Origin of the sequence: Pseudomonas sp. NPDC089534 (assembly GCF_044749305.1) — a bacterium.
GTDB classification, from domain to species: Bacteria; Pseudomonadota; Gammaproteobacteria; order Pseudomonadales; family Pseudomonadaceae; genus Aquipseudomonas; species Aquipseudomonas ekonensis.
This window is the reverse complement of the sequence record NZ_JBIVHR010000011.1, coordinates 61,414-85,480: the sequence shown is the minus strand read 5'-3', so window position 1 is coordinate 85,480 and position 24,067 is coordinate 61,414. Positions and strand designations below refer to the sequence as shown.

Genomic DNA, 24,067 nt, shown 5'->3' with positions numbered 1-24,067 from the left:
CAACTATTCCAAAAGGAACAGACATGGCCGAACGCACTGTAATCACCCCGTTGCCCGGGACCTTCTATCGCAAAGCCACGCCGGAATCGGCGAACTACGTCGAGCCGGGCGCGCAGGTCAGCGCCGACACGGTGATCGGCCTGATCGAGGTCATGAAGCAGTTTTCCGAACTGACCGCCGGGACGGCCGGTCGCCTCAGCGCATTTCTGGTGGAAGACGGCGATCCGGTGGAACCGGGTCAAGTCATCGCAACGCTCGACGACGAGTGAGGGCGTGATCATGACCCAAGGTATTCATAAATTGTTGATCGCCAACCGTGGCGAAATTGCGGTGCGGATTATTCGCGCCGCCAGGGAGCTGGGGATTCCCACTGTGGCCGCGTGCAGTGAAGCGGACGTCGATTCCCTCGCCGCGCGCATGGCCGATGAGGTACACGTCCTCGGCCCGGCGCGCGCCGATAAAAGCTATCTGAATGTCGAAGCCTTGCTCGGTGCTTTGAAAGCCACAGGCGCCAACGCGGTACACCCGGGTTACGGCTTTCTCTCGGAGAACGCGGAGTTCGCCGAAGCGGTGGTGGCGGCCGGCGCGATTTTCGTCGGCCCGAGCGCAGAGACGATCCGGCGCATGGGCGACAAGGCCGAAGCCCGGCGCACCGCGCTGGCGGCGGGGGTGCCGGTGGTGCCGGGGTCGCCGGGCGAGCTGTCTGATCTTGAGTCAGCGCTCAAGGCTGCTGAAACCGTCGGTTTCCCGTTGCTGATCAAGGCCTCGGCCGGTGGCGGCGGGCGTGGTATTCGCCTGGCGGAAAACGCTGCGCAGCTTGCTGAAGAGTTTCCCCGTTCCCAGCGCGAAGCCCAGGCTGCGTTCGGCAACGGCGCGGTGTACCTTGAGCGGTTTATCGGTCAGGCCCGGCACATTGAAGTGCAGGTGTTGGGCGACGGTCAGCACGCGGTGCATTTGTTCGAGCGCGAGTGCTCACTGCAACGCCGTCGGCAGAAGATTTTCGAAGAGGCACCGTCGCCGGTGCTCAGCCAACAGCAGCGGGAAACCCTCTGCGCCAGTGCTGTGCGCCTGACCGAAGCCCTGGGCTACAAGGGCGCCGGCACGCTGGAGTATCTGTATGACGACGCAACCGGTGAGTTCTTCTTCATCGAGATGAACACGCGGATTCAGGTCGAGCACCCGGTCAGCGAGTTGATCACCGGCATCGATCTGGTCCAGGCCATGTTGCGCATTGCAGGCGGCGAACCGCTGGGTTTCAAGCAGAGTGACATTCAACTCAACGGCGCCGCGCTGCAGATGCGCTTGAACGCCGAAGATCCGCAGCGCGACTTCTTCCCGAGTCCCGGTCTGGTCGAGGAACTGATCTGGCCGCAGGGCGAAGGCATTCGTGTCGACACTCACCTGTATCAATACTACCGCGTGCCGCCTTACTATGACTCGCTGCTGGCCAAGTTGATCGTGCACGGTGCTGACCGCGCCGAAGCATTGCGTCGGGCGAGGGCAGCGGTGGAACAGACCACACTGTCCGGCATGGCCAGCACCCTGACGCTGCACAGCGAATTGCTCGAGCAAGCGTGGCTGCACAGCGCCGACTTCCACACCGGCACCCTGGAAACCTGGCTGGCGGCGCGCCGCCATGGAGGTCAAGCATGAGCACGCCGATCCGCTACAGCTTCGGTGCCGATGAGCATCTGTTTGCCGAGGTCAGCGACAGCATGTCCCTCGACGCGTTCTTCAAGGGGCTGGCCGTCACCCGCGCGGTGGAGCGCCTGGCGCTGGATGGCGTGCTCGACGTGTGCCTGGCCAACGCGTCGTTCCAGATCCGTTTCGACCCGGACCGCATTGCTCCGCATGCGTTGCTGGAAGCGGTGAAGGGCGCCGAAGCCGAGGCCGTTTCCGAGCGCACATTGCAGACACGGATCATCGAGATTCCGGTGCTGTACAACGACCCGTGGACCCACGAAACCCTGATGCGTTTCCGCGACCGGCATCAGGATCCCAGCGCCACCGACCTTGAGTACGCCGCGCGGATCAACGGTCTGGCGGACGTCGATGCGTTCATCGCCGCCCACAGCGGCGCACCGTGGTTCGTCTCGATGGTCGGCTTCGTGGCCGGGCTGCCGTTCATGTTCCAGATGGTTGAACGCGAGCGTCAGTTGCAGGTGCCGAAGTACCTGCGGCCGCGCACCGATACACCGAAGCTGACCCTCGGCCATGGCGGTTGCTTCGGCTGCATCTACTCGGTGCGCGGTGCCGGTGGCTATCAGATGTTCGGCGTCACGCCGGCACCGATCTACGACCCGCATCAGCACCTCGCGTACTTGAAGGAACACATGGTGTTTTTCCGCCCGGGGGACATCGTTCAGTTCAAGCCGATCGACCGTGACGCCTACGACCGTGCGGTCGCTGAGGTGGACGCCGGGCGCTTTGATTTGCGGATTCGTCCGGTGGAGTTTTCCCTGGATGCGTTCCTCGCCGATCCGATCGGTTATCCCAAGTCGTTGCAGGAGGTGCTGGCATGATCAAGGTACTCAAACCCGGCCTGGCCACCTCCGTGCAGGATCAGGGGCGCGAAGGGTATTACCACTTGGGCATCCCGCCTTCGGGGGCGCTTGATCAATACGCTTTGAGCGCGGCCAACCAACTGGTCGGCAACCCCGCGGGCCTGGCTGCGCTGGAGTGCACGTTGCTCGGGCCTGAGCTGGAGTTTCAGCAGGACGCGCTGGTGGCGGTCTGCGGTGCGCACATGACGGCGCGTGTCGACGGTGTGGAAATGCACCACGACACGGCGTTCGAGGTGAAGGCCGGGCAGGTGCTGCGTTTCGATTTTCCGAAGGCCGGCGCCCGGGCCTATCTGGCGGTGGCGGGCGGCATCGATGTGCCGGTGGTGCTCGGCAGCCGTTCGACCTATGCGTTGGGTGGGCTGGGTGGCTTTGCGGGGCGCCGACTGGTCGCCGGCGACGAATTGCCGATCGGCACCGCCAGCGGCAAGGGCCGAGCCGGGGCCAGCCTGCCCATGGCGTTGCGCCAATCGCTGGGCGGCGAAATCACCCTGCGCGTCGTGCCGGGGCTGTATTACGAGCGCCTGAGTGAATCCGCGGCGAAGAGCTTTTTCGCCGAGCCCTGGACGGTGGGCTCGGAGGCCGACCGCATCGGCTATCGCTTCAAGGGCGGCAGTGCGCTGAGCTTCCAGCCCCGCGAACAGCCGTTCGGCGCCGGTTCCGATCCGTCGAACATCGTCGACAGTTGCTACCCGATCGGCTCGATCCAGGTGCCGGCGGGGCTTGAGCCGATTGTCCTGCACCGCGACGCGGTGTCCGGTGGCGGCTACGCGATGATCGGCACGGTGATCAGCGCCGACCTCGACTTGATCGGCCAGATGCAACCCAACCAGAAGGCCCGCTTTGTCGCGGTGACCCTCGAAGAGGCGCTGGAAGCGCGACGTTCCTATAAGAAAAAACTCAGCTGCCTGAGCAAGCTGTTCCCTTCCTGATTCTGCCCGCCGCATCGCGCGGGCCATGCCAAACGGTGAGCCAACGCCGCACTCCGGTGCGGTGACGGCTGCCCGCGCTTCAACCTTTGACTGGTTCTGGAGTTCACGCATATGGCTGCTTTATCGCAATCGAGTCAAACCGGGCAAGACCCGGCCCATCATCCCGTACCGGCCGAAGCGCGCATGGGGCGACTGTCGCTGACCATGGCCTGGTGGGCGGTGTGCAGCGCGATGTTCTACATCGTCGTCGGCGCGTCGCTGGCGTTGTCGTTCGGTGCGCGCAATGCGCTGATCGGCATGGTGCTGTCGGTGATCAGCTACGGCTTGGTCAACAGTGTGCTCAGCCGTTTCGCGATCCGCAGCGGCTTGTCGGTGGCCTTGTTCTCACGGCTGTTGTTCGGCAGCACCGGCGCCAGCCTGGCGACGCTGATCTTCTTTTCCACGGCGATCTACTACGCGGTGTTCGAAGGCTCGGTGATCGCCGTGGCGCTCAATCACCTGTATCCGCAACTGATCTATCCGCTGGCGGCTCTGGCCGTGGTGTTGTACAGCGTACCGATGATCCTCGGCAGCGTGCAGCACTGGCTCGACAAGCTTAACGGCGTTCTGCTGCCCGTGTACCTCGGCGGGCTGCTGGTGGCGGTGGGGCTGTCGGTCAGCCGTTATGGCTACCAGCCGCAATGGCTGGATTTCGGCCCGGCCACCCCCGACGCGTTCGGCTGGTGGCACTGCTTCGTCGCCTACATGGGCGTCTGGATCCTGATGCTGTTCACCTTCGACTACGCGCGTTTCGGCCAACCTGAAGACGCCGAATACCACGGCCGCTGGAACTTCGGCATGCCGTTCTACGCGGTGACGTTCTTGCTCAACGGTGCGGCGGGAATCTACCTGGTCAGCAGCATTCCCCATGAGGGCGCGCTGAATGAAGTCTCGGTGGTGATGGCGATCCTGCAGTTGATGGGCCTGTGGGGGTTGCTGTTCGTCTGGGCCACGCAAACCCGCATCAACACCGCGAACTACTATCTGGCCACCTTGAACATGCAGGCATTCTTCGGCCGCTTCGGCGTACGCGGTTCGTACCTGATGTGGGCATTGGTGGTCGGTGTGGTCGTCTACGGGCTGATGCTGGCGGACGTGTTCGCCTACCTTCTCAAGGCGTTGGCCTATCAGGGGATTTTCGTGGTGGCCTGGGTCGGCGTGGCCTTGGCGCAGATTCTCTGCGGACGCAATGATGGGGCGGCGCTGGAGCGAGTGGCGGCATTCAATCCGGTCGGGTTGAGCGCATGGTTCGGCGCGACGGCGCTGGGGCTGGCGTTGATGTTTGCCGGTGGTGGAGTGAGCAGTTTTTCTGCGCCGGCGACGGTGGTGGTGGCGTTTGCCTTGCAGGCGGGGTTGTCCCAGCGGGTGCGGTTGGGGCTGAAGGCTACTATTGGCGAGTGAGAGGGCGTCACCGGGGGATTCGTACAGCAGGGGGGGCTCATTTGTGGCGTACATCAATAGTGACCCCCTCCAGGGACTTCACTCAGACTTGGCCGAGGCCATAGGAGGTACCTTTCACAATGATTTCTGATGAGTCGCGCACGCATCCTGTATGGGGTGAAACCCGCAGCGAAGGTAGAAGGTGGCGCCTTCTGGTGTGTCTGTAGATAGACGCACGACCCGAAACCGTTGAGCCGCCTGTTCCAGCAAACGCTGCACCAGGGCTCTGCCCACATTCTGCCGTGCGGGTGTTCGACTGCGCTGTTCAGTTGACTTCGGCAGCTTGGTTTCAAGACGCCTCAAGTGCTGGCTAAACCCTGTCGCCAGAAACGACAAAGCCCTGAATAATCAGGGCTTTGTCGTACATAAGATGGCGGAGGCGATGGGATTCGAACTCATGGACCTGTTACAGTCGACGGTTTTCAAGACCGTTGCCTTAAACCACTCGGCCACACCTCCGTTTGCGTTGCGGGCGCCATAATACCTGAATGAAACACACTGTCAAACTCTGTGCATGGCTTGTTACAGAGCGTCTGTTATCATCTTTGCGACTGAACGTTTCAAACCAACAGGAGTGTCGCCATGCGCGAACAGGATTACGCAGTTCACAACGGCGTGCAGGCCGAGCAGCTAGAAGTTAGCCGCGTCCTGCGCAACACCTACGGCCTTCTGGCGCTCACCCTCGCATTCAGCGGTGTGATGGCGTTCGTGGCCCAGCAGATGCGCGTCGGTTACCCGAACATCTTCGTGGTGCTGATCGGTTTCTACGGGTTGTTCTTCCTCACCAACAAGCTTCGCGATTCGGCCTGGGGCCTGGTGTCGGCGTTTGCCCTGACCGGTTTCATGGGCTTCCTGCTCGGCCCGATCCTCAACCGTTACCTGGGCATGCAGGGCGGCGCTGAAGTCGTCAGCTCCGCATTCGCGATGACCGCCCTGGTGTTCGGCGGCCTGTCGGCTTATGTGCTGATCACCCGCAAGGACATGAGCTTCCTGGGCGGTTTCATCACCGCCGGCTTCTTCGTGCTGCTGGGCGCGACGCTGGCCAGCTTCTTCTTCCAGATCAGCGGTCTGCAGCTGGCGATCAGCGCAGGTTTCGTGCTGTTCTCGTCGGTCTGCATTCTGTTCCAGACCAGCGCGATCATCCACGGCGGCGAGCGCAACTACATCATGGCCACCATCAGCCTGTATGTATCGATCTACAACCTGTTCGTCAGCCTGCTGCAACTGTTCGGCATTCTGGGCCGCGACGACTGATCGGCTGTCGCAACAACAGAAAACCCGCCTCGGCGGGTTTTTTGTTGCCTGTGAAAACGCAGGAGGCCCAATCAGTTGATGACGATGCTGCCGTCGGTCTGCTGCCGGTAGACCGTGTAGGGCAACAGCAGGGTGTCCAGCACTCCGGACGCGGCCGCATCGATCAGCAAGCCGAGTGACGCGTTGTTGTAGTCGAAGGCGTCAACGCCTTCTCCCAGCTCGGCATGCAACTGACAGAAATCGAATGTCACGCCGCTGTAGATCCGCGGTACGGCGCCGCAGTAGGTTTTCTTGTCCTTGAGGTAGTCCACGGAAGTCTGATCGGTGCGCGCCACCGTCTGCACCGTCCCGCAGCCGGCGAGCATCAATGCCGCCAGCCCCATCGCCAGAAGTCTCATGTCGCGATTCCTTCGCCGGAAAAATCTCAATCTACGCCGATCCTGCCGCCAAAGCACTCAGTTCATCGGCGGCAACCGTCGTTTCACCGGGGTCTTCTTGACGATGGCGGTATTGGTCTCGGCCAGGGTGTTGAGGCGGTCGAGCAACGTGTCCAGCTGTTCCATCGAGCGCACATGCAGGCGGGCGATGAAGCAGTCCTCGCCGGTGACCTTGTCGCACTCGGTGAATTCGGGGATCGACAGGATCTGCCGCTCCACCTCCTGCAACTGCCCCGGCAGCGGCCGCACCCGGACGATGGCCTGCAACTGGTAGCCGAAACACTTCGGGTCGATCTCCACGGTGTAGCCCTTGAGCACGCCGCGCTCCTCCAGCCGTTTCAGCCGTTCGGCCACGCTGGGGGAGGAGAGGCCGCTGATCTGCGCCAGCGCCTTGAGCGAACGGCGCGAGTCCTCCATCAAGGCGCCGATGAGGATCTGGTCGATGTCGTCGGTCATGGTGCGGCTCCGGCATTAGGCAGGGAATGGAAACCACCCTCGATAAAAAAGGCGGATCTTCAGTTTAGCCTTCTTTTTGCGCTGGAGAGGTGTCGGTACGGCTTGGCATACTTTGGCCACAACACAGGAGATTGAAAATGGACAAGACCCTCCGCCGCGGCTCACTCGAAATGACCGCCGCCATGCTGATTTCCGGGACGATCGGCTGGTTCGTGCTGGTGTCCGGACAACCGGTGCTGGATGTGGTGTTCTGGCGCTGCGTGTTCGGCGCCGGCACCTTGCTGCTGGTCTGTGCCGCGTTCGGCTTTCTGCGGCCGGGCATCCTGACCCGCACCACCTTCCTGCTGGCGGTGCTCAGCGGGTTGGCGATCGTCGGCAACTGGGTGCTGCTGTTCGCCTCTTATTCGCGGGCCTCGATCGCCATCGGCACGGCGGTGTACAACGTGCAGCCGTTCATGCTGGTGGGGCTGGCGGCGCTGTTCCTCGGCGAGAAGATCACCGTGCAGAAACTGTTCTGGCTGGCGGTGTCGTTCATGGGCATGCTGGCCATCGTCAGCGCCCACGGCGGGCAGGGCGAAAGCGGCAACGACTATCTGACGGGCATCGCCCTGGCGCTGGGCGCGGCGTTTCTTTATGCCATCGCGGCGTTGATCATCAAGCGCCTCACCGGCACGCCGCCGCACCTGATCGCGCTGATCCAGGTGTGCACCGGCGTGCTGGCGCTGGCGCCGTTCGCGCACTTTTCCGCGCTGCCCCAGACGCCGAACGCGTGGGCCAGCCTGGTGACGCTCGGCATCGTCCACACCGGGCTGATGTATGTGCTGCTGTACGGCGCGATCCAGAAACTGCCGACCGCGCTGACCGGCGCCCTGTCGTTCATCTACCCGATTGCGGCGATCTTCGTCGACTGGTTCGCCTTCGGCCATCGCCTGGAGACCCTGCAATGGGTGGGTGTGGCGGCGATTCTGCTGGCCGCCGCCGGCATGCAGCAGGGCTGGGGCCTGAAACCGCGGCGCCTGGCCGCGCAGTAGTCCTCAAAGGTTCCAGCGCGGGGCGGACTTCGCCAGGCGCTGGCGCATGTCGCCGATGTTGGCCGCCAGTTGCCGGGTCAGCAGACGGTAACCGTCCAGCGGGCTGTAGACCGGTGCGTCGAGGCTCGCGTCCGGCAGCGCCATCGGGCGATCCAGGCGCTTGACGGCGCCGGACTTCAGCGCCCGGGCCATGCCGATCAACTGCACGCGGACGTGCCGGTGCTCGGCCTTCAGCGCCGCTTGCAGATGGGCCATGGCGTGCGGGTCGCTGGCGTCCGGCCGGGTGTTGCCGAGGATCTCCAGGGTGCTGATGCACAGGCGCAGGTTGCGCTGGATCGCATCCAGTTCGGTCATCGACACGTTCACTTCCTTGGACACCGACGGCATCAGCGAACGCAGCTGCACCATCGCCGCGTTCAGGCGGTTCATCAGCTTCAGGTGCTCATCGGCGTTGACCGGCTGGCCGCCGATGATCCGTCCGTACACCGTCGCGCAGTCGCGCAAGGCGTCGGCCAGGTTGTAGCGCCACGAATACACCGCGTACAGCGGCAACGCGAAGGAAAAGGCCAGGGCCAGGGCAATGCCGATCAGGATGTCGACCCCGCGCCACAGCCCGTCGGTGATGGGGTTGTCGCCGTGGCCGGCGACGATGAATACGGTGATGGCCGAGAGTAGGGCGGTGTAGCCGCCCTTGCCGATGGCGTGATAGGAGAAGAAGCCGCAGACCACGGCCATGGCGAAGTAGGTCAACCACGGCAGGCCGAGCCAGGCCTGCTGCGCCACCAGCGCCAGGCCCACGCCGGCGCCGATCAAGGTGCCGGTGGCGCGTTCGGCGGCTTTCTTGCCGATGTTGCCGTGATGCTGCAGACCGCCGATCACCACCAGCATGGTCACCGACGCCCACTCGCCGTGGGGCAGGTGGATGCCGGTGGTCAGTGCGATGGTCGCCAGCAGCCCCAGCGCCACCCGCACGGCGTGGATCAGCCGGGCATGCCGGTAGCGCCGGTAAGGGTCCAGCAGCGGCCGCAGGATCCGCCGCAGCAGCGGCGGCCAGCGGTGGGGGCTGAAGGTGCTCAGCGGCGTTCGCTCCTCAGAAGATGTAGTCGGTGGCGATGAAGTTCGAGTCCCGCCCGCGGATGATCTCGCTGATCAGATCCTTATTGTTGTCCTGGAACTTGGTCGCCACCAGGGTGCGGATCGAAAACACCCGCAACGCGTCGTGCACCGACAGCGTGCCTTCGGCGGAGTTTTTCCGGCCGTTGAACGGGTAGGTGTCCGGGCCGCGCTGGCACTGGGCGTTGAGGTTGATGCGGCCGACCTGGTTGGCGAAGGTGTCCACCAGACGGCCGATCGCCACCGGGTTGGTGCCGAAGAGGCTCAGCTGCTGGCCGAAGTCGGACTCCAGCACGTAGTCGATCACCGTATCGAGGTGACGGTACGGCACGATCGGCACCACCGGGCCGAACTGCTCTTCCTGGTAGACGCGCATCTGCGGCGTCACCGGGTACAGCACCGCCGGGTAGAAGAACGACGCGCGGGCCTCGCCGCCGTTGGGGTTGACCACCGCCGCGCCCTTGCTCACCGCGTCGGCCACCAGGCCGTGCAGGTAGTCGACCTTGCCCGACTCCGGCAACGGCGTCAGCGCCACGCCGCTGTCCCACGGCATGCCTGGCTTGAGGCTGGCCAGTTTGGCGTTGAATTTCTCGATGAAGCGGTCGACCACGTCCTCATGGACGAAGAGGATCTTCAGCGCCGTGCAGCGCTGGCCGTTGAACGACAGGGAACCGGTGACCGCCTCGCTGACGGCGTTGTCCAGATCCACCTCCGGCAGGACGATGCCGGGGTTCTTCGCGTCCAGGCCCAGGGCGGCGCGCAGGCGGTGCGGCTTGGGGTGCAGCTTCTTCAGGTCGCTGGCGGCCTTGTTGGTGCCGATGAAGGCAAAGATGTCGATCTTGCCGCTGGCCATCAGGGCGCTGACGGTCTCCCGGCCGCTGCCGTAGATCACGTTGATCACGCCGGTCGGGAAGCTGTCGCGGAAGGCTTCGAGCAGCGGACGGATCAGCAGCACGCCGAGCTTGGCCGGTTTGAACACCACAGTGTTGCCCATGATCAGCGCCGGGATCAGCGTGGTGAAGGTCTCGTTCAGCGGGTAGTTGTAGGGGCCCATGCACAGCGCGACGCCCAGCGGCACGCGGCGGATCTGGCCGAGGGTGTCCTGTTCCAGCTCGAAGCGGCTGGAGCGGCGGTCGAGTTCCTTCAGGGCGTTGATGGTGTCGACGATGTAGTCGCAGGTGCGGTCGAACTCCTTTTCCGAATCCTTGAGGTTCTTGCCGATCTCCCACATCAGCAGCTTCACCACCGCGTCGCGCTGCTGGCGCATGCGCCCCAGGAACGCCTCGACGTGCTGGATGCGCTCGGCCACCCGCATGGTCGGCCACAGGCCCTGGCCCCGGTCGTAGGCGCGCACGGCGGCGTCGAGGGCGGTGAGGGCGGTGTCGGCGTCCAGCAGCGGCGTGCTGCCGAGGATCACCTGTTCGTCGCCGCTGTCGCCGTGCAGATACACGGGGCTGCGCACGGTGGCGAGCGGGCCGTCCCAGCGGCGCAACTGGCCGTCGACCAGGTATTCGCGTTGCTCGGTCTGGCCGTCGAGGCGGTATTTCTCCGGGATGTCGCTGACAGATGGGAACAGGTTGCCAAGGATGTTTGCTGAGGTCATGTCACTACCCTGTAAATGATGTCGGCGTGCGGATTGGAAAAGGCTTCAGTGGTTATACGCCTGAACGGCCCCGGAGTTAAACCCGTGCGGGTCAGGCAAAGGCGCGAAACAGAGCCGCTTGCCCGCGATGGCGGAGTGTCAGGTGCTCAATGGTCGGCTCACCCGACGCCATCGCCAGCAGGCTGGCTCCCACAGGAGGGAGCGGCCGAATGCAGCATTTGTGTTCAACGCAGCACCCTGTGGGAGCGAGCCTGCTCGCGATGAGTGAGTGTCAGTGAGTTGATGGCTGGCTGACCTGCCGCCATCGTGGGCAAGCCCGCTCCCACAAGGTTCTCTGTCGTTCACAAGTGTTGTAAGCGCCGCCTAACCTGTGGGAGCGGGCTTGCCCGCGATGGCGCCGGCCGGGGCGCCGCAAGGCAAATGCCGTTCGCGCAACAGCGCCCTGGCCCCGGATGCCCCCTCGCTGGCCCGCAATGCCCTCAACCGTCGCGTGTCGCTGGCTTAAGGTTGACCCTGCCTTGACCACAACAACAAAGGCGCCGCCGCCACGGGCGCGGCGCCACACGCGAGGATTGCCATGGGGGCCGCCCGATTCCTGCTTCCGCTGCTGATGGCCGTAGCCGTGGGGGGCTGCGGCGATGACGCCAGCCCGCCTGCCGCCGCCGGCATCGCCCGTACCGCCGTGCCCACCGATCCGGCGCTGGCGCAGATCTACGCCAACACCTGCCAGCTCTGCCACGCCAACCCCGCCGCCAACGCACCGCTGACCGGCGACCGCAAGGCCTGGGAGCCGCGCGTGCGCCAGGGCGGCGACACACTGCTTGACCACGCCATCAACGGCTACAACGGCATGCCGCCGATGGGCCAGTGCGTGGAGTGCTCGGAAGAGCAATTCCTGCAACTGATCGGCTTCATGGCCGACCAACCGATTCCACAATAAGGGTGCCCGCATGACGATGGATCTGACACGGCGTCAGTTGCTGCAACGGGCGAGCATCGTCGGCGCGTTCAGCGCGCTGGCGGCGAACCCGGCATTGGGCCAGTTGATGCGCGCGCCACGGCTGATTCCCTGGCGCAACTGGTCGGGCGGGCAGAGCTGCCTGCCGGCGGCGCGGCTGGCGCCCAAGAACCTTGACGAGTTGAGCCAGGCCATCCGCCAGGCACCGGGCAGGATCCGCCCGGTGGGCTCGGCGCATTCCTTCAGCGCGCTGGTGCCCACCGACGGCACGCTGCTGTCGCTGAGCTACTTCAACGGCCTGCTCAACCACGACCCGAACACCCTGCAGGCCGAGTTCGCCGCCGGCACGCCGATGTCGCGCATGGGCCAGCCGCTCAAGGACATCGGCCAGGCCCTGCACAACATGGCCGACATCGACTACCAGACCCTGGCCGGGGCGATTTCGACCTCGACCCACGGCACCGGCAAGACCTTCCAGTCCTATTCCGCCCACGTCTGCGGGCTGCAACTGGTGAGCGCCGACGGCCAGGTGCTGGACTGCGACAGCCAGCGCCACCCCGAGGTGTTCAACGCCGCCCGCGTGTCCCTCGGCGCCCTCGGCGTGGCCACCAAGATCCGTCTGCAGAACCGTCCGGCCTACCGCCTGCGCGAACGCCAGTGGATCGCCAAGACCGAAGAGCTGCTGGAGGACCTCGACAAGAACACCTCGGAGAACCAGCACTGGGAAATGCTCGTGGTCACCCATTCCGACTACGCCTTGTCCATCGCCCTCAACGAGACCAGCGACCCGGCCACGCCGCCGATCAGCCCCGAAGAGGAGGGCGGCAACGAGTTCGTGACCCTGATCGAGAAGCTCGACAAGTACGGCAGCGACTTCCCCGACCTGCGCAGCTCGCTGCTCAACAGCCTGCGCCACCTGGCCAGTTTCGATGACCGGGTGGGCGACTCGTTCGACATCTACGCCAACGTGCGCACCGTGCGCTTCAACGAGATGGAGTATTCGGTGCCGGCGGAGCACGGGCCCGCCTGCCTGCGCGAGATCCTCAAGCTGATCCGCGACAAGGACCTGCGCACCTGGTTTCCCATCGAGTACCGCTACGTCAAGGCCGACGACATTCCGCTGAGCATGTTCGAGGGCCGCGACAGCTGTTCGATCTCGGTGCATCAGCATTACCAGATGGATCACCACAACTTCTTCGCCGCGGTCGAACCGATCTTCTGGAAGTACAACGGCCGGCCGCATTGGGGCAAGTTGCACACGCTCAACGCCCGCACGCTGCAGCCGCTGTATCCGCGCTGGCGTGAGTTCGTCGACGTGCGCCAGGCGCTGGATCCGCAGGGCAAGTTCCTCAATGCCCATCTGTCGTCGATTCTGGGGGTGAGCTGATGGCCGTCGACCGACGCAATTTCCTGTTGGGCACCTTGGGTGTCGGCGTGCTGCTGGTCGGTGTGGGCGCGTTGTTGCGGCCCGGTGACCGGGGCGGGCCCTACAGCGACTATTTCCGCGAACTGAACCGCGAACTCAAGGCCCGCGGGCCGATGCGCCCGGTGATGCTGATCGACCTGGACCGGCTGGACCACAACATCGACGTGGTGGTGCGTTCGGTCAAACGGGCGGGCAAGCACCTGCGGCTGGTGGAGAAATCCCTGCCGTCGCCGGGGCTGTTGAGCTACATCGCCCAGCGTGCCGGCACCCGGCGGCTGATGTCGTTCCACCAGCCGTTCCTCAACCATGACGCGGTGACGTTCCCGCAGTCCGACATCCTGCTCGGCAAGCCGTTGCCGGTGCGCTCCGCCGAGCTGTTCTACCAGACCCACCAGGGCCCGTTCGACCCGTCGAAGCAACTGCAATGGCTGCTCGACGGCCCCGAACGCCTGCAGCAGTACCTGGCGCTGGCCCAGGGGCTGGGCACGCGGATGCTGGTCAACATCGAGCTGGATGTGGGGCTGCACCGGGGCGGGGTCGGCGACCTGGAAACGCTGGGGCAGATGCTCACGCTGATCGCCGCCAACCCGCAGCATCTGTCGTTCGCCGGATTCATGGGCTACGACCCGTTCGTGGGCATGGGCGTGCCGGGGATCCTCGGTTCGCCCGAGGAGCTGTTCGCCAAGGTGATGGCGATCTATCAACGCTGCGTGGACTTCACCCGCCAGCGCTTCCCGGCCCTGTGGCACGACGGCCTGTGCCTGAACACCGCCGGCAGCCCGAGCTACCGCATGCATGAGAACGAAACCCTGAGCACCGAAGTGTCGGTGGGCACCGCGATGCTCAAGCCGACCCACTACGACCTGCCGTCGCTGGTCGAGCACGAGCCCGCCGCCTACATCGCCACCCCCGTGCTGAAAAGCACCGGCGCGGTGAACATCCCGGCGCTGGACGACAAGTCGAAGCTGTTCTCCTGGTGGGACACCAACCAGCGCCAGACCTTCTTCATCTACGGCGGCAACTGGATGGCCGAGTTCGAATCGCCGCCGGGGCTGCAAAGCAACGGCGTCTACGGGCGCAGTTCGAACCAGGAGATGGTCAACGGCTCCAGCGCCGTGGGGTTGAACGTGGAGGACCAGGTCTTCCTGCGCCCGACCCAGACCGAAGCGGTGCTGCTGCAGTTCGGCAATCTGCTGGCGGTGCGCGGGGGCAAGATCGTCGATACCTGGCCGGTGTACGGCTGACCGCTTTCCCCCGATGAAAGCGCCCAACCCTGTGGCATGGGAGCGTGCACCTGGAACCCTGTGGCGAGGGAGCTTGCTCCCGCTGGGGCGCGCAGCGGCCCTCAAAAGCCAGGGGCCGCTACGCAGCCCAGCGGGAGCAAGCTCCCTCGCCACAGGGGGGGGGGGCGGGCGCAAACTCTACTCACCACGCACTTTCGCCACCTTCGGTAATGAAGCTTTTGTGACAAAAGTTCGGTAGCACATCGCCATTCCGGTCATGCCTATGTAACGCGCTTGAGGGGCCTTTCGGGGCTGTTTTCGCAAGCCGAGGCGGGACGCCGGGAGTGAGGCAATGGGGACTATGGAACGCTACTCGAAAGTGGGCATGCAGGAACTCGATCAACGCCTGTCGAAGATCGTCGAGGCCGCGCGCAAGAAGCCGGTGTCGGTGTACCGCTACGGTGCGCCGTGGGTCTGGATCGTGTCGCAGGACGACTGGCAGGGCGCCTTGAAGGAGGTCTCCAGCTACATTCCGCCGGGCCATTCGCTGGTGCTGCTGCGCCCGCAGATCGATGACCTGCTCGACGAGCACCGCGACCTCCTGCATGAACTCAATGCCGAGCCCGGCAGGGTCATTCCCGCGCAGACGGTCATGCACATCCTGCTCCTGCAACTGCTGTATTCGGTGCCCAGCGAGCAGCAGCTGTTCGAACAGCTCAACTACAACCTGCTGTTCCGCTGGTTCGTGGGGCTTGGCCTGAACCAGAAGGTCTGGAGCTTCAGCACCCTCAGCCGCGACACCGCCACGCTGCTCAACAACCCGCGTGCGGTGCAGCTCATCCAGAAAATCATCGGCGAAGTGTTCTGCGGCGCGCTGCTGCAGATGCCCGAGTTCTCGTTGAACTTCGCCCTGCTGCACACGTGGCTGGGCAAGCACGCCGGGGCGCCTGCCGCCAGCAATTGACCGACGCAGCACACAAGGCGCTTTCGCGCCGTAGACCATCGCGAATTCAGGGGAATGGTGTGGAACGGATTTTCAAGTCACGGCTGGCGCTGTGGGGCTGGCTGCTGGTGACGGTCGGCGCGCAGCCTGCGGTTGCCGAGGAGGGCACCGCGCCGCAGCGCCTGGTGGACGTCAACGAATACTTCGTGCGCGGCAACACCGTGCTCGACGCGCGGGCCATCGAAGAGGCGGTGTACCCGTTCCTCGGCCCGCAGAAGGCCCTGAGCGACATCGAAGGCGCGCGGGACGCCTTGCAGAAGGCCTATCAGGATCGCGGCTACCAATCGGTGTTCGTCGAGTTGCCGGAGCAGGCGGTGGCCGACGGCATCGTCTACCTGCAAGTCAGCGAGACCAAGGTCGGCCGGGTGCGGGTGGTCGGCGCCAAGCACTACTCGCCGCTGGACATCCGCGACAACGTCCCGGGGCTGAAGGAAGGCGAGGTGCCGGACTTCGCCAAGGTGCAGGGCGAACTGGCGCAACTGAACAAGACGCCGGGCCGCCAGGTCATGCCGCTGGTGCGCGAAGGCCAGCGCCCCGGCACCATGGACGTGGACCTGCAGGTCGAAGACCAGAACCCGTGGACCGCCAGCGTCGGCCTGAACAACGACTACAGCGCCGACACCGAAAAGCTGCGCGCCTTCACTAGCCTCGGCTACAGCAACCTCTGGCAGCTCGGTCACAGCATCAGCCTGACTTACTTCACCGCACCCCAGGACACCGACAACGCCAAGGTCTGGTCGGCGTCCTACACCGCGCCGCTGAGCGACCGCTGGAGCGTGCAGTTCTCCGGCTACCAGTCCGACAGCAACGTCGCCACCCTCGGCGGCAGCAACGTGCTGGGCAAGGGCCATTCCTACGGGGTCTCGGCGATCTACACGCTGCCGTCCAGCGGCAGTTGGTCGAACTCGCTGTCGGCGGGCATCGACTTCAAGGACTTCGACGAGCGCCTGACCCTGGCCGGCGAGAGCGACAAGGTGCCGCTCAAGTACGCGCCGTTCACCTTCGCCTACAACGGCTACCGCTACACCGAAAAGAGCCAGCTGGGCCTGGGCCTGAGCCTGGTGGCCGCCACCCGCAGCATCTTCGGCTACGGCAGTTCCGACGAAGACTTCGACTACAAGCGCTACCGCGCCAAGCCGAGCTTCGCGGTGGTCAAGGGCGACACGAACTTCACCTGGACCTTCGACAACGACTGGCAGAGCGCAAGCAAGGCCGCGTTCCAGCTCGCCTCCGGGCCGCTGGTCTCCAACGAGCAGTTCTCCGCCGGCGGCGCGACCTCGGTGCGCGGCTACCTGGCGGCCGAGCGCACCGCCGACGACGGCTTCCTGCTCAGCCAGGAACTGCGCACGCCGTCGCTGGCCAAGTTCGTCGGCGGCTGGATGCAGGACTGGCGCTTCTACGCCTTCGCCGAAGGCGCGCAACTGTACCTGCGCGACGAACTGCCGGACCAGGACGCCGACTACGCCCTGGCCAGCGTCGGCCTCGGCACCCGCGCCAGCCTTAGCAAATGGCTGTCCGGCAGCCTCGACTGGGGCTACCCGCTACTCGAAGGGCCGAACACCTCGAAACAGGAATCGCGCCTGCACTTCAACCTTCAGGCCACTTTCTAACAGGAGCACTTTCCATGCAGCGCCTTTTCCTATCGTTGTTGATCTGCCTGGGCTTCGTGCTCCCGGCCACGGCCCAGGCCTGGTGGCAGGACGATTGGCACTACCGCAAGCAGATCGCCGTGGACACCACGCCCCAGGGCGCGGGCATCCAGCAGGCCCTGGGCCGCACGGCGCTGCTGGTGCGCCTGCACACCGGCAACTTCACCTTCGACGGCGTGAAGGAGGACGGCTCGGATCTGCGTTTCGTCGCCGCCGACGACAAGACCGTGCTCAACCACCAGATCGAAAGCTTCGATGCGCTGATGGGCATGGCGCTGGTCTGGGTCGATGTGCCGAACGTCGAGGGTGGCCAACGCCAGGACATCTGGATGTACTACGGCAACCCGAAGGCCCCGGCCACCGGCAACGGCCAGCTGACGTTCGATCCGAACTACACCGCGCTCTATCACTTCGACGGCGCCACCGGCACGCCGGCCAAGGACACCACCGCCTACGGCAACACCGCCCAGAGCGCCACCGGCGCGAGCATCGACGGCGTGGTGGGGCGCGCCTTGCAGTTCAGCGGCCAGCCGCTGCTGCTGCCGGCCAGCCCGTCGCTGCAGCACAGCGCCGGCAGCGCGTTCACCTTCAGCGCCTGGCTGCGGCTGGACCAGGCCAACGGCGAGCAGTTGATCCTGGCCCGCCGCGAAGGCGCCGCCAGCCTGCTGGTGGGCGTCAATCAGGGCGTGCCGTTCGTGGAGATCGACGGCCAGCGCGCCGTCGCCGGCCAACCGCTGAACCCTGGCCAATGGCAGCACCTGGCGTTGACCGCCGAGGGCAGCAAGACCGCGCTGTACGTCAACGGCCGCGAAAGCGTCGCGCTGGCCCAAGCGATGCCGGCGTTCAATTCGGTCATGGCGGTCGGCGCTGACCTTGCCGCCGGTCCGTACCAGCCGTTCGCCGGCGCCATCGACGAGCTGCGCCTGTCCAAGGTCGCCCGTCCGGCGGCGCTGCTGCTGGCCGACGCCACCTCCCAGGGCGCCGAGTCGAAACTGGTCGCCTACGGTGTCGATGAAGAACAGTCCGGCTTCGGTTTCGGCAGCCTGGGCTTTTTGCTCAACGCGGTGCCGGCGGACGCCTGGGTGATCATCGCGGTGCTGGTGCTGATGATGTTCCAGTCGTGGATCATCATGATCCGCAAGAACCGCACCTTGGGCCGCGTCACCGCCGCCAACGAAGATTTCCGCGCGCAGTTCGCCAAGGTCGGCACGCGCCTGGAAATGTTCGCCGACGACACCCAGCTCGCCCAGCGCCTGCAGCATTCGCCGCTGTGGCGCCTGTACCTGGTGGCCGTCAAAGAGATCCGCACCCGCCGCGAGCAGGGCGCCGATACCTCGTCGGTGTCGGCGGCCACCATCGAGGCCATCCGCTGCTCCATGGACGGCGTGCGCACCCGTGAGAACCAGACCCTGAGCGCCAAGCTCTCGACCCTGTCCAACGCCATCGCCGGCGGCCCGTACATCGGCCTGCTCGGCACCGTGCTGGGGATCATGGTGGTGTTCCTCGGCACGGCCATGGCCGGCGACGTCAACATCAACGCCATCGCACCGGGCATGGCCGCCGCGCTGCTCGCCACCGCCATGGGCCTGTTCGTCGCGATCCCGGCGCTGTTCGGCTACAACCGGCTGATCACCCGCAACAAGGAAGTCAGCGCCGACATGCGCGTGTTCGTCGACGAGTTCATCACCCGTCTGGCGGAGATGCACGGCGAAGGCCAGTCCAGCGAGGCGGCGCCCGTGCGCGGCCATCACGCCAACCACTCCGTACCGGCCTGAGGAGCACTGACATGGCGTCCGTAAATGCCTCCCACGACGATGACGAAGACGCAGCGGTGGACAGCATCAACATCACCCCGCTGGTGGACGTGCTGATGGTGGTGCTGGTGATGTTCATCCTCACCGCCACCGCCCAGGTGTCCGGGATCCAGATCAACCTGCCCAAGGCCAGCGCGGCGGTGTCGCTGTCCGAGGCCAAGACCAAGGCGATTTCGGTCAACGACGGCGGCCAGGTGTTCCTCGACGCCTACCCGGTGACCCTGGCGGAGCTGGAGGAGCGCCTGCGCATCGAGAAGGTGCAGAACCCGGACTTCCCGGTGATCGTGCGCGGCGACGCCACGGTGCAGTACCAGAAAGTCATCGAGGTGCTGGACCTGCTGCGCCGGCTCGAACTGTCCCAGGTCGGTCTCGTCACCGGCAAACCGAGCCAGGGCTGAGCCATGACCGCACACAACCCGATCGAGCCGCTGCCGGTGAAGAAGGCCTCGCCGCTGCGCTACGTGAAGTGGGGCGCCGGGCTGATCGTCGGCGCGCTCGCGGCTTACTTGCTGTGGCAGTGGGCCAACGACATGAGCGGCGTGCGCCGCGAGGCGCCGAAGGTGCCGACGATCATTCCGCTGCCGCCACCGCCGCCTCCGCCCCCGGAAAAACCGCCGGAGCCGGAAACCCCGGTGGAGGAAAAAGTCGTCGAGCCGGAACCGACCCCCGAGCCCCAGGAGGTCAAGCCCGAGGAGGAAGCGCCGCCATCGCCGGCGGACGACCTGGCCAACCCGATGCAGATCGACGGCGACGCCCAGGCCGGCGGCGACGCCTTCAACATCGGCGCGGGCAAGGGCGGCGGCATGGCCGGGGCCGGCGGCGGTCGCCTGGGCAACGGCACGTACAGCCAGTTCCTGGCGTTCACCTTCCAGAAGCTGCTGCGCGAGAACCCCGACCTGCGCAACCTGGCGTTTTCGCTGCAGGCCGATGTGTGGCTCAGCGGCGCCGGGGAGATCACCCGGGTGGAACTGACCCGGTCCAGCGGCAAACCCGACATCGACGCCCAGGTGCTGGCGGCGTTGCGTGCCGCGCCGGCCCTGAGCGAACGGCCGCCGGCCTCCATCACATTGCCTGTGCGCCTGTCCCTGCAGGGGCGGCGTCCGGGCTGACCGAATTTCTCAAGATTTGCCAAAAGGAGTTGTGTGCAGATGATTTCCCACGTGAACCGGTTGTCCCTGGCGGTCGGCATGGTCGTCGCGACCCTGGTCGGTCAGGCCGCGGCAGCGCCCGCGCCTTCGGAGAACGCCACGATCAACCTGATCCGCCTGCTGGTCGAGCAGGGCGTGCTCAAGCAGGACAAGGCCGACGCCCTGATCGCCCAGGCCCAGAACGAGGCCACCCAGGCGAAGCAGGCCGCCGCCTCGACCGCCGTGGCGGCGGGCCCGGTCGCAGCGCCGGGGGACGTGCGGGTGCAGTACGTGCCGGCGGCGGTGCGCGACCAGATCCGCGATCAGGTCAAGGCCGAGGTCATGGCCACCGCCAAGCAAGAGAACTGGGCCCAGCCCAACACCTTTCCGGAGTGGGTCGCGCGCATCAGTTTCGACGGCGACATCCGCCTGCGCGACGAGTCGCGCTACTACTCGGGCAGCAACAGCAACGAGATCGTCGACTTCGCCAAGCTCAACAACAACGGCCCGTACGACGTGAACCCCAACAGCAGCACCAACCTGCCGCCGTTGCTCAACACCCGCGAAGACCGCGAGAACCTGTTCCGCCTGCGCGCCCGCTTGGGGATGAAGGCGGAAATCGCGCCGCAGTGGACCGCCGGCGTGCGCATCGGCACCGGTTCGGACAACAACCCGGTGTCCACCACCCAGAACCTGGGCGGCGGCTTCGCCAAGAAAGACATCTGGCTCGATCAGGGCTACCTGACCTGGAAGCCGTCGGATGAGCTGACCCTGACCGGCGGGCGCTTCGCCAACCCGTTCATGTCCACCGACATGCTGTACTCCAACGACCTGAACTTCGACGGCGTGGCGGCGATCTTCGACCGCAAGCTCAGCCGCGACTGGGGCGTGTTCGGCACCGTCGGCGCGTTCCCGGTGGACTACACCAACGACACCACCACCAGCAACGGCTTCGACAAGGAAGAAAGCGACAACAAATGGCTGTACGGCGCGCAGATCGGCGCCAAGTGGGCGATCAACAGCGACAACCGGCTCAAGGGCGCGTTGGCGTACTACCGCTTCGACGACATCGAAGGCCAGCGCTCCAGCCCCTGCCGGCCCTGGGCCGGGGAGCCGGGCTGCGACAGCGACGGCACCCGCGCCGCGTTCATGCAGAAGGGCAACAGTGTGTTCCTGCTGCGCGACATCACGCCGAACCCGCTCAACCCGGCGACCACGCCGCAGCCGCAGTTCGTCGGCCTGGCGTCGGAGTTCAACCTGCTGGACCTGAACCTGGTGTGGGATGCGGACCTGCCGCAGGACTTCAAGCTGCGCGGCCAAGGCAACTACATCCACAACCTGGGCTACGACGAAGGCGACATGCGCAAGCGTTCGGCCGGGCAGATCGTCAACAACCTGGGCAGCGACGGCGAGATCAAGAGCGGCGCCAACGCCTGGATGGTGCAGTTCACCCTCGGCAACGCGCTGGAGCTGAGGAAGCAGGGCGACTGGAACCTGTTCGCCGGCTACAAGTACATCCAGCCGGACGCCTTGCCGGACGGCTTCAACGATTCCTCGTTCCACCTGGGCGGCACCAACGCCAAGGGCTACATCCTGGGCGGCAACTACGGGCTGGCCAAGAACGTCTACGCCACCGGCCGCTGGATGAGCACCGAGGCGGTGTACGGCGCGCCGTTCGACATCGACGTCATGCAGCTTGAGATCAACACGCGCTTCTGAGGCGCCGGGAGAGGGTAATGGACACGCGTTTTCTGTGGCTCGGTCTGGGCCTGTTGGTCGCCACCGGCGCGAGCGCCGAAGGCATGGAGGAGCGCCTGCGCACCCAGTTGCGCAGCACCACCCAGCAATTGCAGGCCCTGCAGAGCCAGCAGGCCCAGGCCAGCGCCGCGCAGTCGGCGGCGCAGAACGAGGCCAAGGCCGCGCAGGCGCAGATCAAGCAATTGACCGCCGAACTGGCCAAGGCCAAGGGCGTCGCCGAGCAGTTGGCCGGCCAGCAACAGAGCCTGCACAGCCAGGCCCAGGCCCAGGTGGCCGCCAGCAACGAGCAGGTCGGCAAGTTCAAGAAGGCCTATGAGGAGCTGCTGGCCATGGCCCGTGCCAAAGAGGCGGAACGGTCTAAGCTTCAGGCGCAATTGGCCGAGCGTGACACACAAGTGCAGCAATGTTCGGTCAAGAATCAGCAGATGTACGGCGTCGCCAAGGAGATCCTCACCGCCTACGAAAACATCGACGTGGCCGAGGTGATGAAGATCCGCCAGCCCTTCGCGGGCAGCGCCCGGGTCAAGTTCGACGAACTGGCCCAGGGCTTCGGCGACGAGCTCTACAAGACCCATTTCGATGCGCCGCAAGCGGCGCTCGCCCAGTGATTTGACAAGGAAGCGACCATGACTCAATTGATCAGCCACGTGACCCCGGCCTCGTTGACCGAAGTGCTGCAAGCCGCCGGCTACCGGGTCAACCAGACCGAACAGAACGGCATCGTCCAGTTGCTGAGCGCCAGCCAGGGCATCGGCTATGCGGTGCGTTTCGGCAACCCGGCGCCGGAGGCGGGCGGTTTCGTGGACTTCACCTTCAGCTGCGCCCTGCGGGTGCAGGGCGAGTTGCCGGCCGGGGTGGCCGAGCAGTGGAACGCCTCCCGCCGCTTCGCAAGGCTGTCGTTGCAGGGTGAGTTCCTGGTGATGGAAATGGACGTGGTGGTGGCGGCGGGCGTCAGCGCTGCGCACCTGCGCGGCAACCTGGAACTGTGGGATCGCCTGCTCCAGGAGTTCATCGTGTACCTGCGTGATTTCAGCCAGCAGGCCGCCGCGCCGGCGGTGAGCGCCGAAGCGGCCGCGCAAGAGGAAGCCGTGCTGTGAAAAAACCTGCCATGGTGATGGGCGCCGCGACGGTGGCGCTGCTGGTGGTGGCCGTGGCGTTGGCGGTGCGGCCGGGCAGCGACCCGGTCGCCGCTCAGCAGCCGGCGCCGTCGGTGAAGGCCGAGGCGGGCCCTGCGCTGGCCCGCCTGGGCAATCAGCAGGTGTCGCCGCAGGAGGTGCAGGCGCTGTTGGCCAGCCTGCCGCCGGCGTCCCGCGAACAACTGCAAGGCAACCGCGAGGCGCTGGAGCGCTGGATCCGTTCGCGGCTGGCCGAAAAGGCCGTGCTGGAGCAGGCGGACGCCCAGGGCTGGGCGCAGCGGCCCGACGTCGCCCGGCAGACCCGCGCAGCCACCGAACAGATCGTCTTCCGCGACTACTTGCGGTCGGTCAGCGAGGTGCCGGCGGACTACCCGAGCGCCGCCGAACTGCAGCAGGCCTACGAGGCCGGCAAGGTCGATTGGGTGACCCCGGCGCTGTACCGGGTCAGCCAGATCTTCCTCGGCGTGGGCGATCCTCAGAGCCTCGAAACCGTGCGCAAGCAGGCGTTAGAGCTGAGCAAGAAGGCCCAGGCCGCGCCGGCGGAGTTCGCCGCGTTGGCCGGCCAGTATTCGCAGGACCGCACCACGGCCGAACGGGGCGGCGACAGCGGCTTGCAACCGTTGCAGCAACTGGTGCCGGAGGTGCGTGGCGCGGTGGCGCGGCTGAGGGTCGGCGCGGTGTCGGAGCCGGTGCAGAGCGCGGCGGGCTTTCACGTGATCAAACTCACCGAACTGCAGCCGGCCCGCACCGCGACCCTGGACGAGCTGCGTGACCAACTGACCCAGGCCCTGCGCGCCCGGCGCCAGGAGCAGATCGCCCAGGCGTACCTGGACGGCATGCTCAACACCGCGACGCTGAGCATCGACGGGGCTGAACTCAACAAGGTGCTGGAACGCAACCCATAGACCTCTGACAGGAGGGCTCTTGTAGCGAGGGAGCTTGCTCCCGCTGGGCTGTGCAGCAGACCCTTTTTGGGGGGACGCTGCGCAACAGACCCATTTTGGGGGACGCTGCGCATCAGACCCTTTTTTGGGGGTGCTGCGCACCCCAGCGGGAGCAAGCTCCCTCGCCACAGCCAAGCCAACGCAAAACACACAAAGATCGACA

General features: G+C 65.6%; 23 protein-coding genes, 1 tRNA gene and 1 pseudogene. 19 read left to right on the top strand and 6 right to left on the bottom strand.

The features are described 5' to 3' along the window. Positions 1–23 precede the first annotated feature (23 nt). The 5 genes from ACIP0B_RS05250 (at position 24) to ACIP0B_RS05230 (ending at position 4,933) form a co-directional block, all read left to right on the top strand. A complete protein-coding gene (locus ACIP0B_RS05250; protein WP_400830294.1) occupies positions 24–269 on the top strand; it encodes an acetyl-CoA carboxylase in 246 nt (81 codons plus the stop codon). Between the two features lie 10 nt (positions 270–279). Beyond that, positions 280–1,653, top strand: coding sequence for an acetyl-CoA carboxylase biotin carboxylase subunit (locus tag ACIP0B_RS05245; RefSeq protein ID WP_400830315.1), 1,374 nt, complete (start codon positions 280–282; stop codon positions 1,651–1,653). Further along, positions 1,650–2,522, top strand: a complete 873-nt coding sequence (locus ACIP0B_RS05240; protein WP_400830293.1) for an allophanate hydrolase subunit 1 — start codon at positions 1,650–1,652, stop codon at positions 2,520–2,522. The genes ACIP0B_RS05245 and ACIP0B_RS05240 overlap by 4 nt, the downstream gene beginning before the upstream one ends. Next, positions 2,519–3,493 carry a biotin-dependent carboxyltransferase family protein gene (locus ACIP0B_RS05235; protein WP_400830291.1) on the top strand — a complete coding sequence of 325 codons (975 nt, stop codon included), beginning with the start codon at positions 2,519–2,521 and terminating at the stop codon, positions 3,491–3,493. Before ACIP0B_RS05240 ends, ACIP0B_RS05235 begins: the two co-directional genes overlap by 4 nt. Positions 3,494–3,676: 183 nt before the next feature. Further along, positions 3,677–4,933, top strand: a complete 1,257-nt coding sequence (locus ACIP0B_RS05230; RefSeq protein ID WP_400830290.1) for a purine-cytosine permease family protein — start codon at positions 3,677–3,679, stop codon at positions 4,931–4,933. 114 nt (positions 4,934–5,047) lie between these two features. On the opposite strand, the pseudogene ACIP0B_RS05225 reads toward ACIP0B_RS05230, so the two are convergent. Both ACIP0B_RS05225 and ACIP0B_RS05220 read right to left on the bottom strand, forming a co-directional pair. Further along, a pseudogene (locus tag ACIP0B_RS05225) lies at positions 5,048–5,218 on the bottom strand (GNAT family N-acetyltransferase); the annotation flags it as partial. A gap of 125 nt (positions 5,219–5,343) precedes the next feature. Continuing rightward, positions 5,344–5,431 (bottom strand) — tRNA-Ser (locus ACIP0B_RS05220). A gap of 123 nt (positions 5,432–5,554) precedes the next feature. Between ACIP0B_RS05220 and ACIP0B_RS05215 the strand changes: the two genes are divergently transcribed. Then, complete coding sequence (locus tag ACIP0B_RS05215; RefSeq protein WP_085582406.1) at positions 5,555–6,226, top strand: Bax inhibitor-1/YccA family protein; 672 nt, start codon at positions 5,555–5,557, stop codon at positions 6,224–6,226. Between the two features lie 71 nt (positions 6,227–6,297). On the opposite strand, the gene ACIP0B_RS05210 is transcribed toward ACIP0B_RS05215, so the two are convergent. Both ACIP0B_RS05210 and ACIP0B_RS05205 read right to left on the bottom strand, forming a co-directional pair. Further along, a complete protein-coding gene (locus ACIP0B_RS05210) occupies positions 6,298–6,624 on the bottom strand; it encodes a YceK/YidQ family lipoprotein (RefSeq protein ID WP_400830288.1) in 327 nt (108 codons plus the stop codon). A 57-nt stretch (positions 6,625–6,681) separates the two neighbouring features. After that, complete coding sequence (locus tag ACIP0B_RS05205) at positions 6,682–7,119, bottom strand: Lrp/AsnC family transcriptional regulator (protein ID WP_085582410.1); 438 nt, start codon at positions 7,117–7,119, stop codon at positions 6,682–6,684. Between the two features lie 137 nt (positions 7,120–7,256). Between ACIP0B_RS05205 and ACIP0B_RS05200 the strand changes: the two genes are divergently transcribed. Further along, positions 7,257–8,150 carry a DMT family transporter gene (locus tag ACIP0B_RS05200; protein WP_400830287.1) on the top strand — a complete coding sequence of 298 codons (894 nt, stop codon included), beginning with the start codon at positions 7,257–7,259 and terminating at the stop codon, positions 8,148–8,150. 3 nt (positions 8,151–8,153) lie between these two features. Here the strand turns inward: ACIP0B_RS05200 and ACIP0B_RS05195 are convergent, their stop codons facing one another. Together ACIP0B_RS05195 and ACIP0B_RS05190 are read right to left on the bottom strand one after the other, a co-directional pair. Next, positions 8,154–9,194 (bottom strand): FUSC family protein, encoded by a 1,041-nt coding sequence (locus ACIP0B_RS05195; protein ID WP_400830313.1) that lies wholly within the window; start codon positions 9,192–9,194, stop codon positions 8,154–8,156. Positions 9,195–9,240: 46 nt separating this feature from the next. After that, positions 9,241–10,866 (bottom strand): NADP-dependent glyceraldehyde-3-phosphate dehydrogenase, encoded by a 1,626-nt coding sequence (locus ACIP0B_RS05190; RefSeq protein WP_400830285.1) that lies wholly within the window; start codon positions 10,864–10,866, stop codon positions 9,241–9,243. Positions 10,867–11,443: 577 nt separating this feature from the next. Here ACIP0B_RS05190 and ACIP0B_RS05185 point away from each other — a divergent pair. The 12 genes from ACIP0B_RS05185 (at position 11,444) to ACIP0B_RS05130 (ending at position 23,865) form a co-directional block, all read left to right on the top strand. Next, on the top strand, positions 11,444–11,806 hold the full coding sequence (locus ACIP0B_RS05185; RefSeq protein WP_400830284.1) for a c-type cytochrome: 363 nt from the start codon (positions 11,444–11,446) through the stop codon (positions 11,804–11,806). 76 nt (positions 11,807–11,882) lie between these two features. Next, positions 11,883–13,211, top strand: a complete 1,329-nt coding sequence (locus ACIP0B_RS05180; protein WP_400830312.1) for a D-arabinono-1,4-lactone oxidase — start codon at positions 11,883–11,885, stop codon at positions 13,209–13,211. A gap of 74 nt (positions 13,212–13,285) precedes the next feature. Then, the gene (locus ACIP0B_RS05175) at positions 13,286–14,494 is read left to right on the top strand and encodes a DSD1 family PLP-dependent enzyme (protein WP_400830310.1); all 1,209 of its coding nucleotides are present in this window, start codon (positions 13,286–13,288) and stop codon (positions 14,492–14,494) included. 340 nt (positions 14,495–14,834) lie between these two features. Continuing rightward, the gene (locus tag ACIP0B_RS05170) at positions 14,835–15,437 is read left to right on the top strand and encodes a transposase (protein ID WP_400830308.1); all 603 of its coding nucleotides are present in this window, start codon (positions 14,835–14,837) and stop codon (positions 15,435–15,437) included. 59 nt (positions 15,438–15,496) lie between these two features. Further along, a complete protein-coding gene (locus ACIP0B_RS05165; protein WP_400830282.1) occupies positions 15,497–17,086 on the top strand; it encodes a ShlB/FhaC/HecB family hemolysin secretion/activation protein in 1,590 nt (529 codons plus the stop codon). Between the two features lie 14 nt (positions 17,087–17,100). Further along, on the top strand, positions 17,101–18,900 hold the full coding sequence (locus ACIP0B_RS05160) for a DUF2341 domain-containing protein (protein ID WP_400830281.1): 1,800 nt from the start codon (positions 17,101–17,103) through the stop codon (positions 18,898–18,900). An 11-nt stretch (positions 18,901–18,911) separates the two neighbouring features. Continuing rightward, positions 18,912–19,337, top strand: a complete 426-nt coding sequence (locus ACIP0B_RS05155) for an ExbD/TolR family protein (protein WP_400830280.1) — start codon at positions 18,912–18,914, stop codon at positions 19,335–19,337. A gap of 3 nt (positions 19,338–19,340) precedes the next feature. Next, entirely contained in the window at positions 19,341–20,048 is a 708-nt protein-coding gene (locus ACIP0B_RS05150) for a TonB C-terminal domain-containing protein (RefSeq protein ID WP_400830278.1), read from the top strand. Between the two features lie 39 nt (positions 20,049–20,087). Then, positions 20,088–21,785, top strand: coding sequence for a putative porin (locus tag ACIP0B_RS05145; protein WP_400830277.1), 1,698 nt, complete (start codon positions 20,088–20,090; stop codon positions 21,783–21,785). A gap of 17 nt (positions 21,786–21,802) precedes the next feature. After that, positions 21,803–22,432 (top strand): DNA repair protein, encoded by a 630-nt coding sequence (locus ACIP0B_RS05140; protein ID WP_400830276.1) that lies wholly within the window; start codon positions 21,803–21,805, stop codon positions 22,430–22,432. A gap of 18 nt (positions 22,433–22,450) precedes the next feature. Then, positions 22,451–22,921, top strand: a complete 471-nt coding sequence (locus ACIP0B_RS05135) for a YbjN domain-containing protein (RefSeq protein ID WP_400830274.1) — start codon at positions 22,451–22,453, stop codon at positions 22,919–22,921. Then, the gene (locus ACIP0B_RS05130) at positions 22,918–23,865 is read left to right on the top strand and encodes a peptidylprolyl isomerase (RefSeq protein ID WP_400830273.1); all 948 of its coding nucleotides are present in this window, start codon (positions 22,918–22,920) and stop codon (positions 23,863–23,865) included. Before ACIP0B_RS05135 ends, ACIP0B_RS05130 begins: the two co-directional genes overlap by 4 nt. Positions 23,866–24,067 lie beyond the last annotated feature (202 nt).

Bases quoted from the DNA above. Each gene is read 5' to 3' on its own strand.
- ACIP0B_RS05215 (WP_085582406.1), top strand. From the start codon at position 5,555: ATGCGCGAACAGGATTACGCAGTTCACAACGGCGTGCAGGCCGAGCAG.
- ACIP0B_RS05235 (WP_400830291.1), top strand. From the start codon at position 2,519: ATGATCAAGGTACTCAAACCCGGCCTGGCCACCTCCGTGCAGGATCAG.
- ACIP0B_RS05185 (WP_400830284.1), top strand. From the start codon at position 11,444: ATGGGGGCCGCCCGATTCCTGCTTCCGCTGCTGATGGCCGTAGCCGTG.
- ACIP0B_RS05200 (WP_400830287.1), top strand. From the start codon at position 7,257: ATGGACAAGACCCTCCGCCGCGGCTCACTCGAAATGACCGCCGCCATG.
- ACIP0B_RS05155 (WP_400830280.1), top strand. From the start codon at position 18,912: ATGGCGTCCGTAAATGCCTCCCACGACGATGACGAAGACGCAGCGGTG.
- ACIP0B_RS05240 (WP_400830293.1), top strand. From the start codon at position 1,650: ATGAGCACGCCGATCCGCTACAGCTTCGGTGCCGATGAGCATCTGTTT.
- ACIP0B_RS05160 (WP_400830281.1), top strand. From the start codon at position 17,101: ATGCAGCGCCTTTTCCTATCGTTGTTGATCTGCCTGGGCTTCGTGCTC.
- ACIP0B_RS05190 (WP_400830285.1), bottom strand. From the start codon at position 10,866: ATGACCTCAGCAAACATCCTTGGCAACCTGTTCCCATCTGTCAGCGAC.
- ACIP0B_RS05250 (WP_400830294.1), top strand. From the start codon at position 24: ATGGCCGAACGCACTGTAATCACCCCGTTGCCCGGGACCTTCTATCGC.
- ACIP0B_RS05170 (WP_400830308.1), top strand. From the start codon at position 14,835: ATGGAACGCTACTCGAAAGTGGGCATGCAGGAACTCGATCAACGCCTG.
- ACIP0B_RS05210 (WP_400830288.1), bottom strand. From the start codon at position 6,624: ATGAGACTTCTGGCGATGGGGCTGGCGGCATTGATGCTCGCCGGCTGC.
- ACIP0B_RS05230 (WP_400830290.1), top strand. From the start codon at position 3,677: ATGGGGCGACTGTCGCTGACCATGGCCTGGTGGGCGGTGTGCAGCGCG.
- ACIP0B_RS05205 (WP_085582410.1), bottom strand. From the start codon at position 7,119: ATGACCGACGACATCGACCAGATCCTCATCGGCGCCTTGATGGAGGAC.
- ACIP0B_RS05150 (WP_400830278.1), top strand. From the start codon at position 19,341: ATGACCGCACACAACCCGATCGAGCCGCTGCCGGTGAAGAAGGCCTCG.
- ACIP0B_RS05245 (WP_400830315.1), top strand. From the start codon at position 280: ATGACCCAAGGTATTCATAAATTGTTGATCGCCAACCGTGGCGAAATT.
- ACIP0B_RS05140 (WP_400830276.1), top strand. From the start codon at position 21,803: ATGGACACGCGTTTTCTGTGGCTCGGTCTGGGCCTGTTGGTCGCCACC.
- ACIP0B_RS05145 (WP_400830277.1), top strand. From the start codon at position 20,088: ATGATTTCCCACGTGAACCGGTTGTCCCTGGCGGTCGGCATGGTCGTC.
- ACIP0B_RS05135 (WP_400830274.1), top strand. From the start codon at position 22,451: ATGACTCAATTGATCAGCCACGTGACCCCGGCCTCGTTGACCGAAGTG.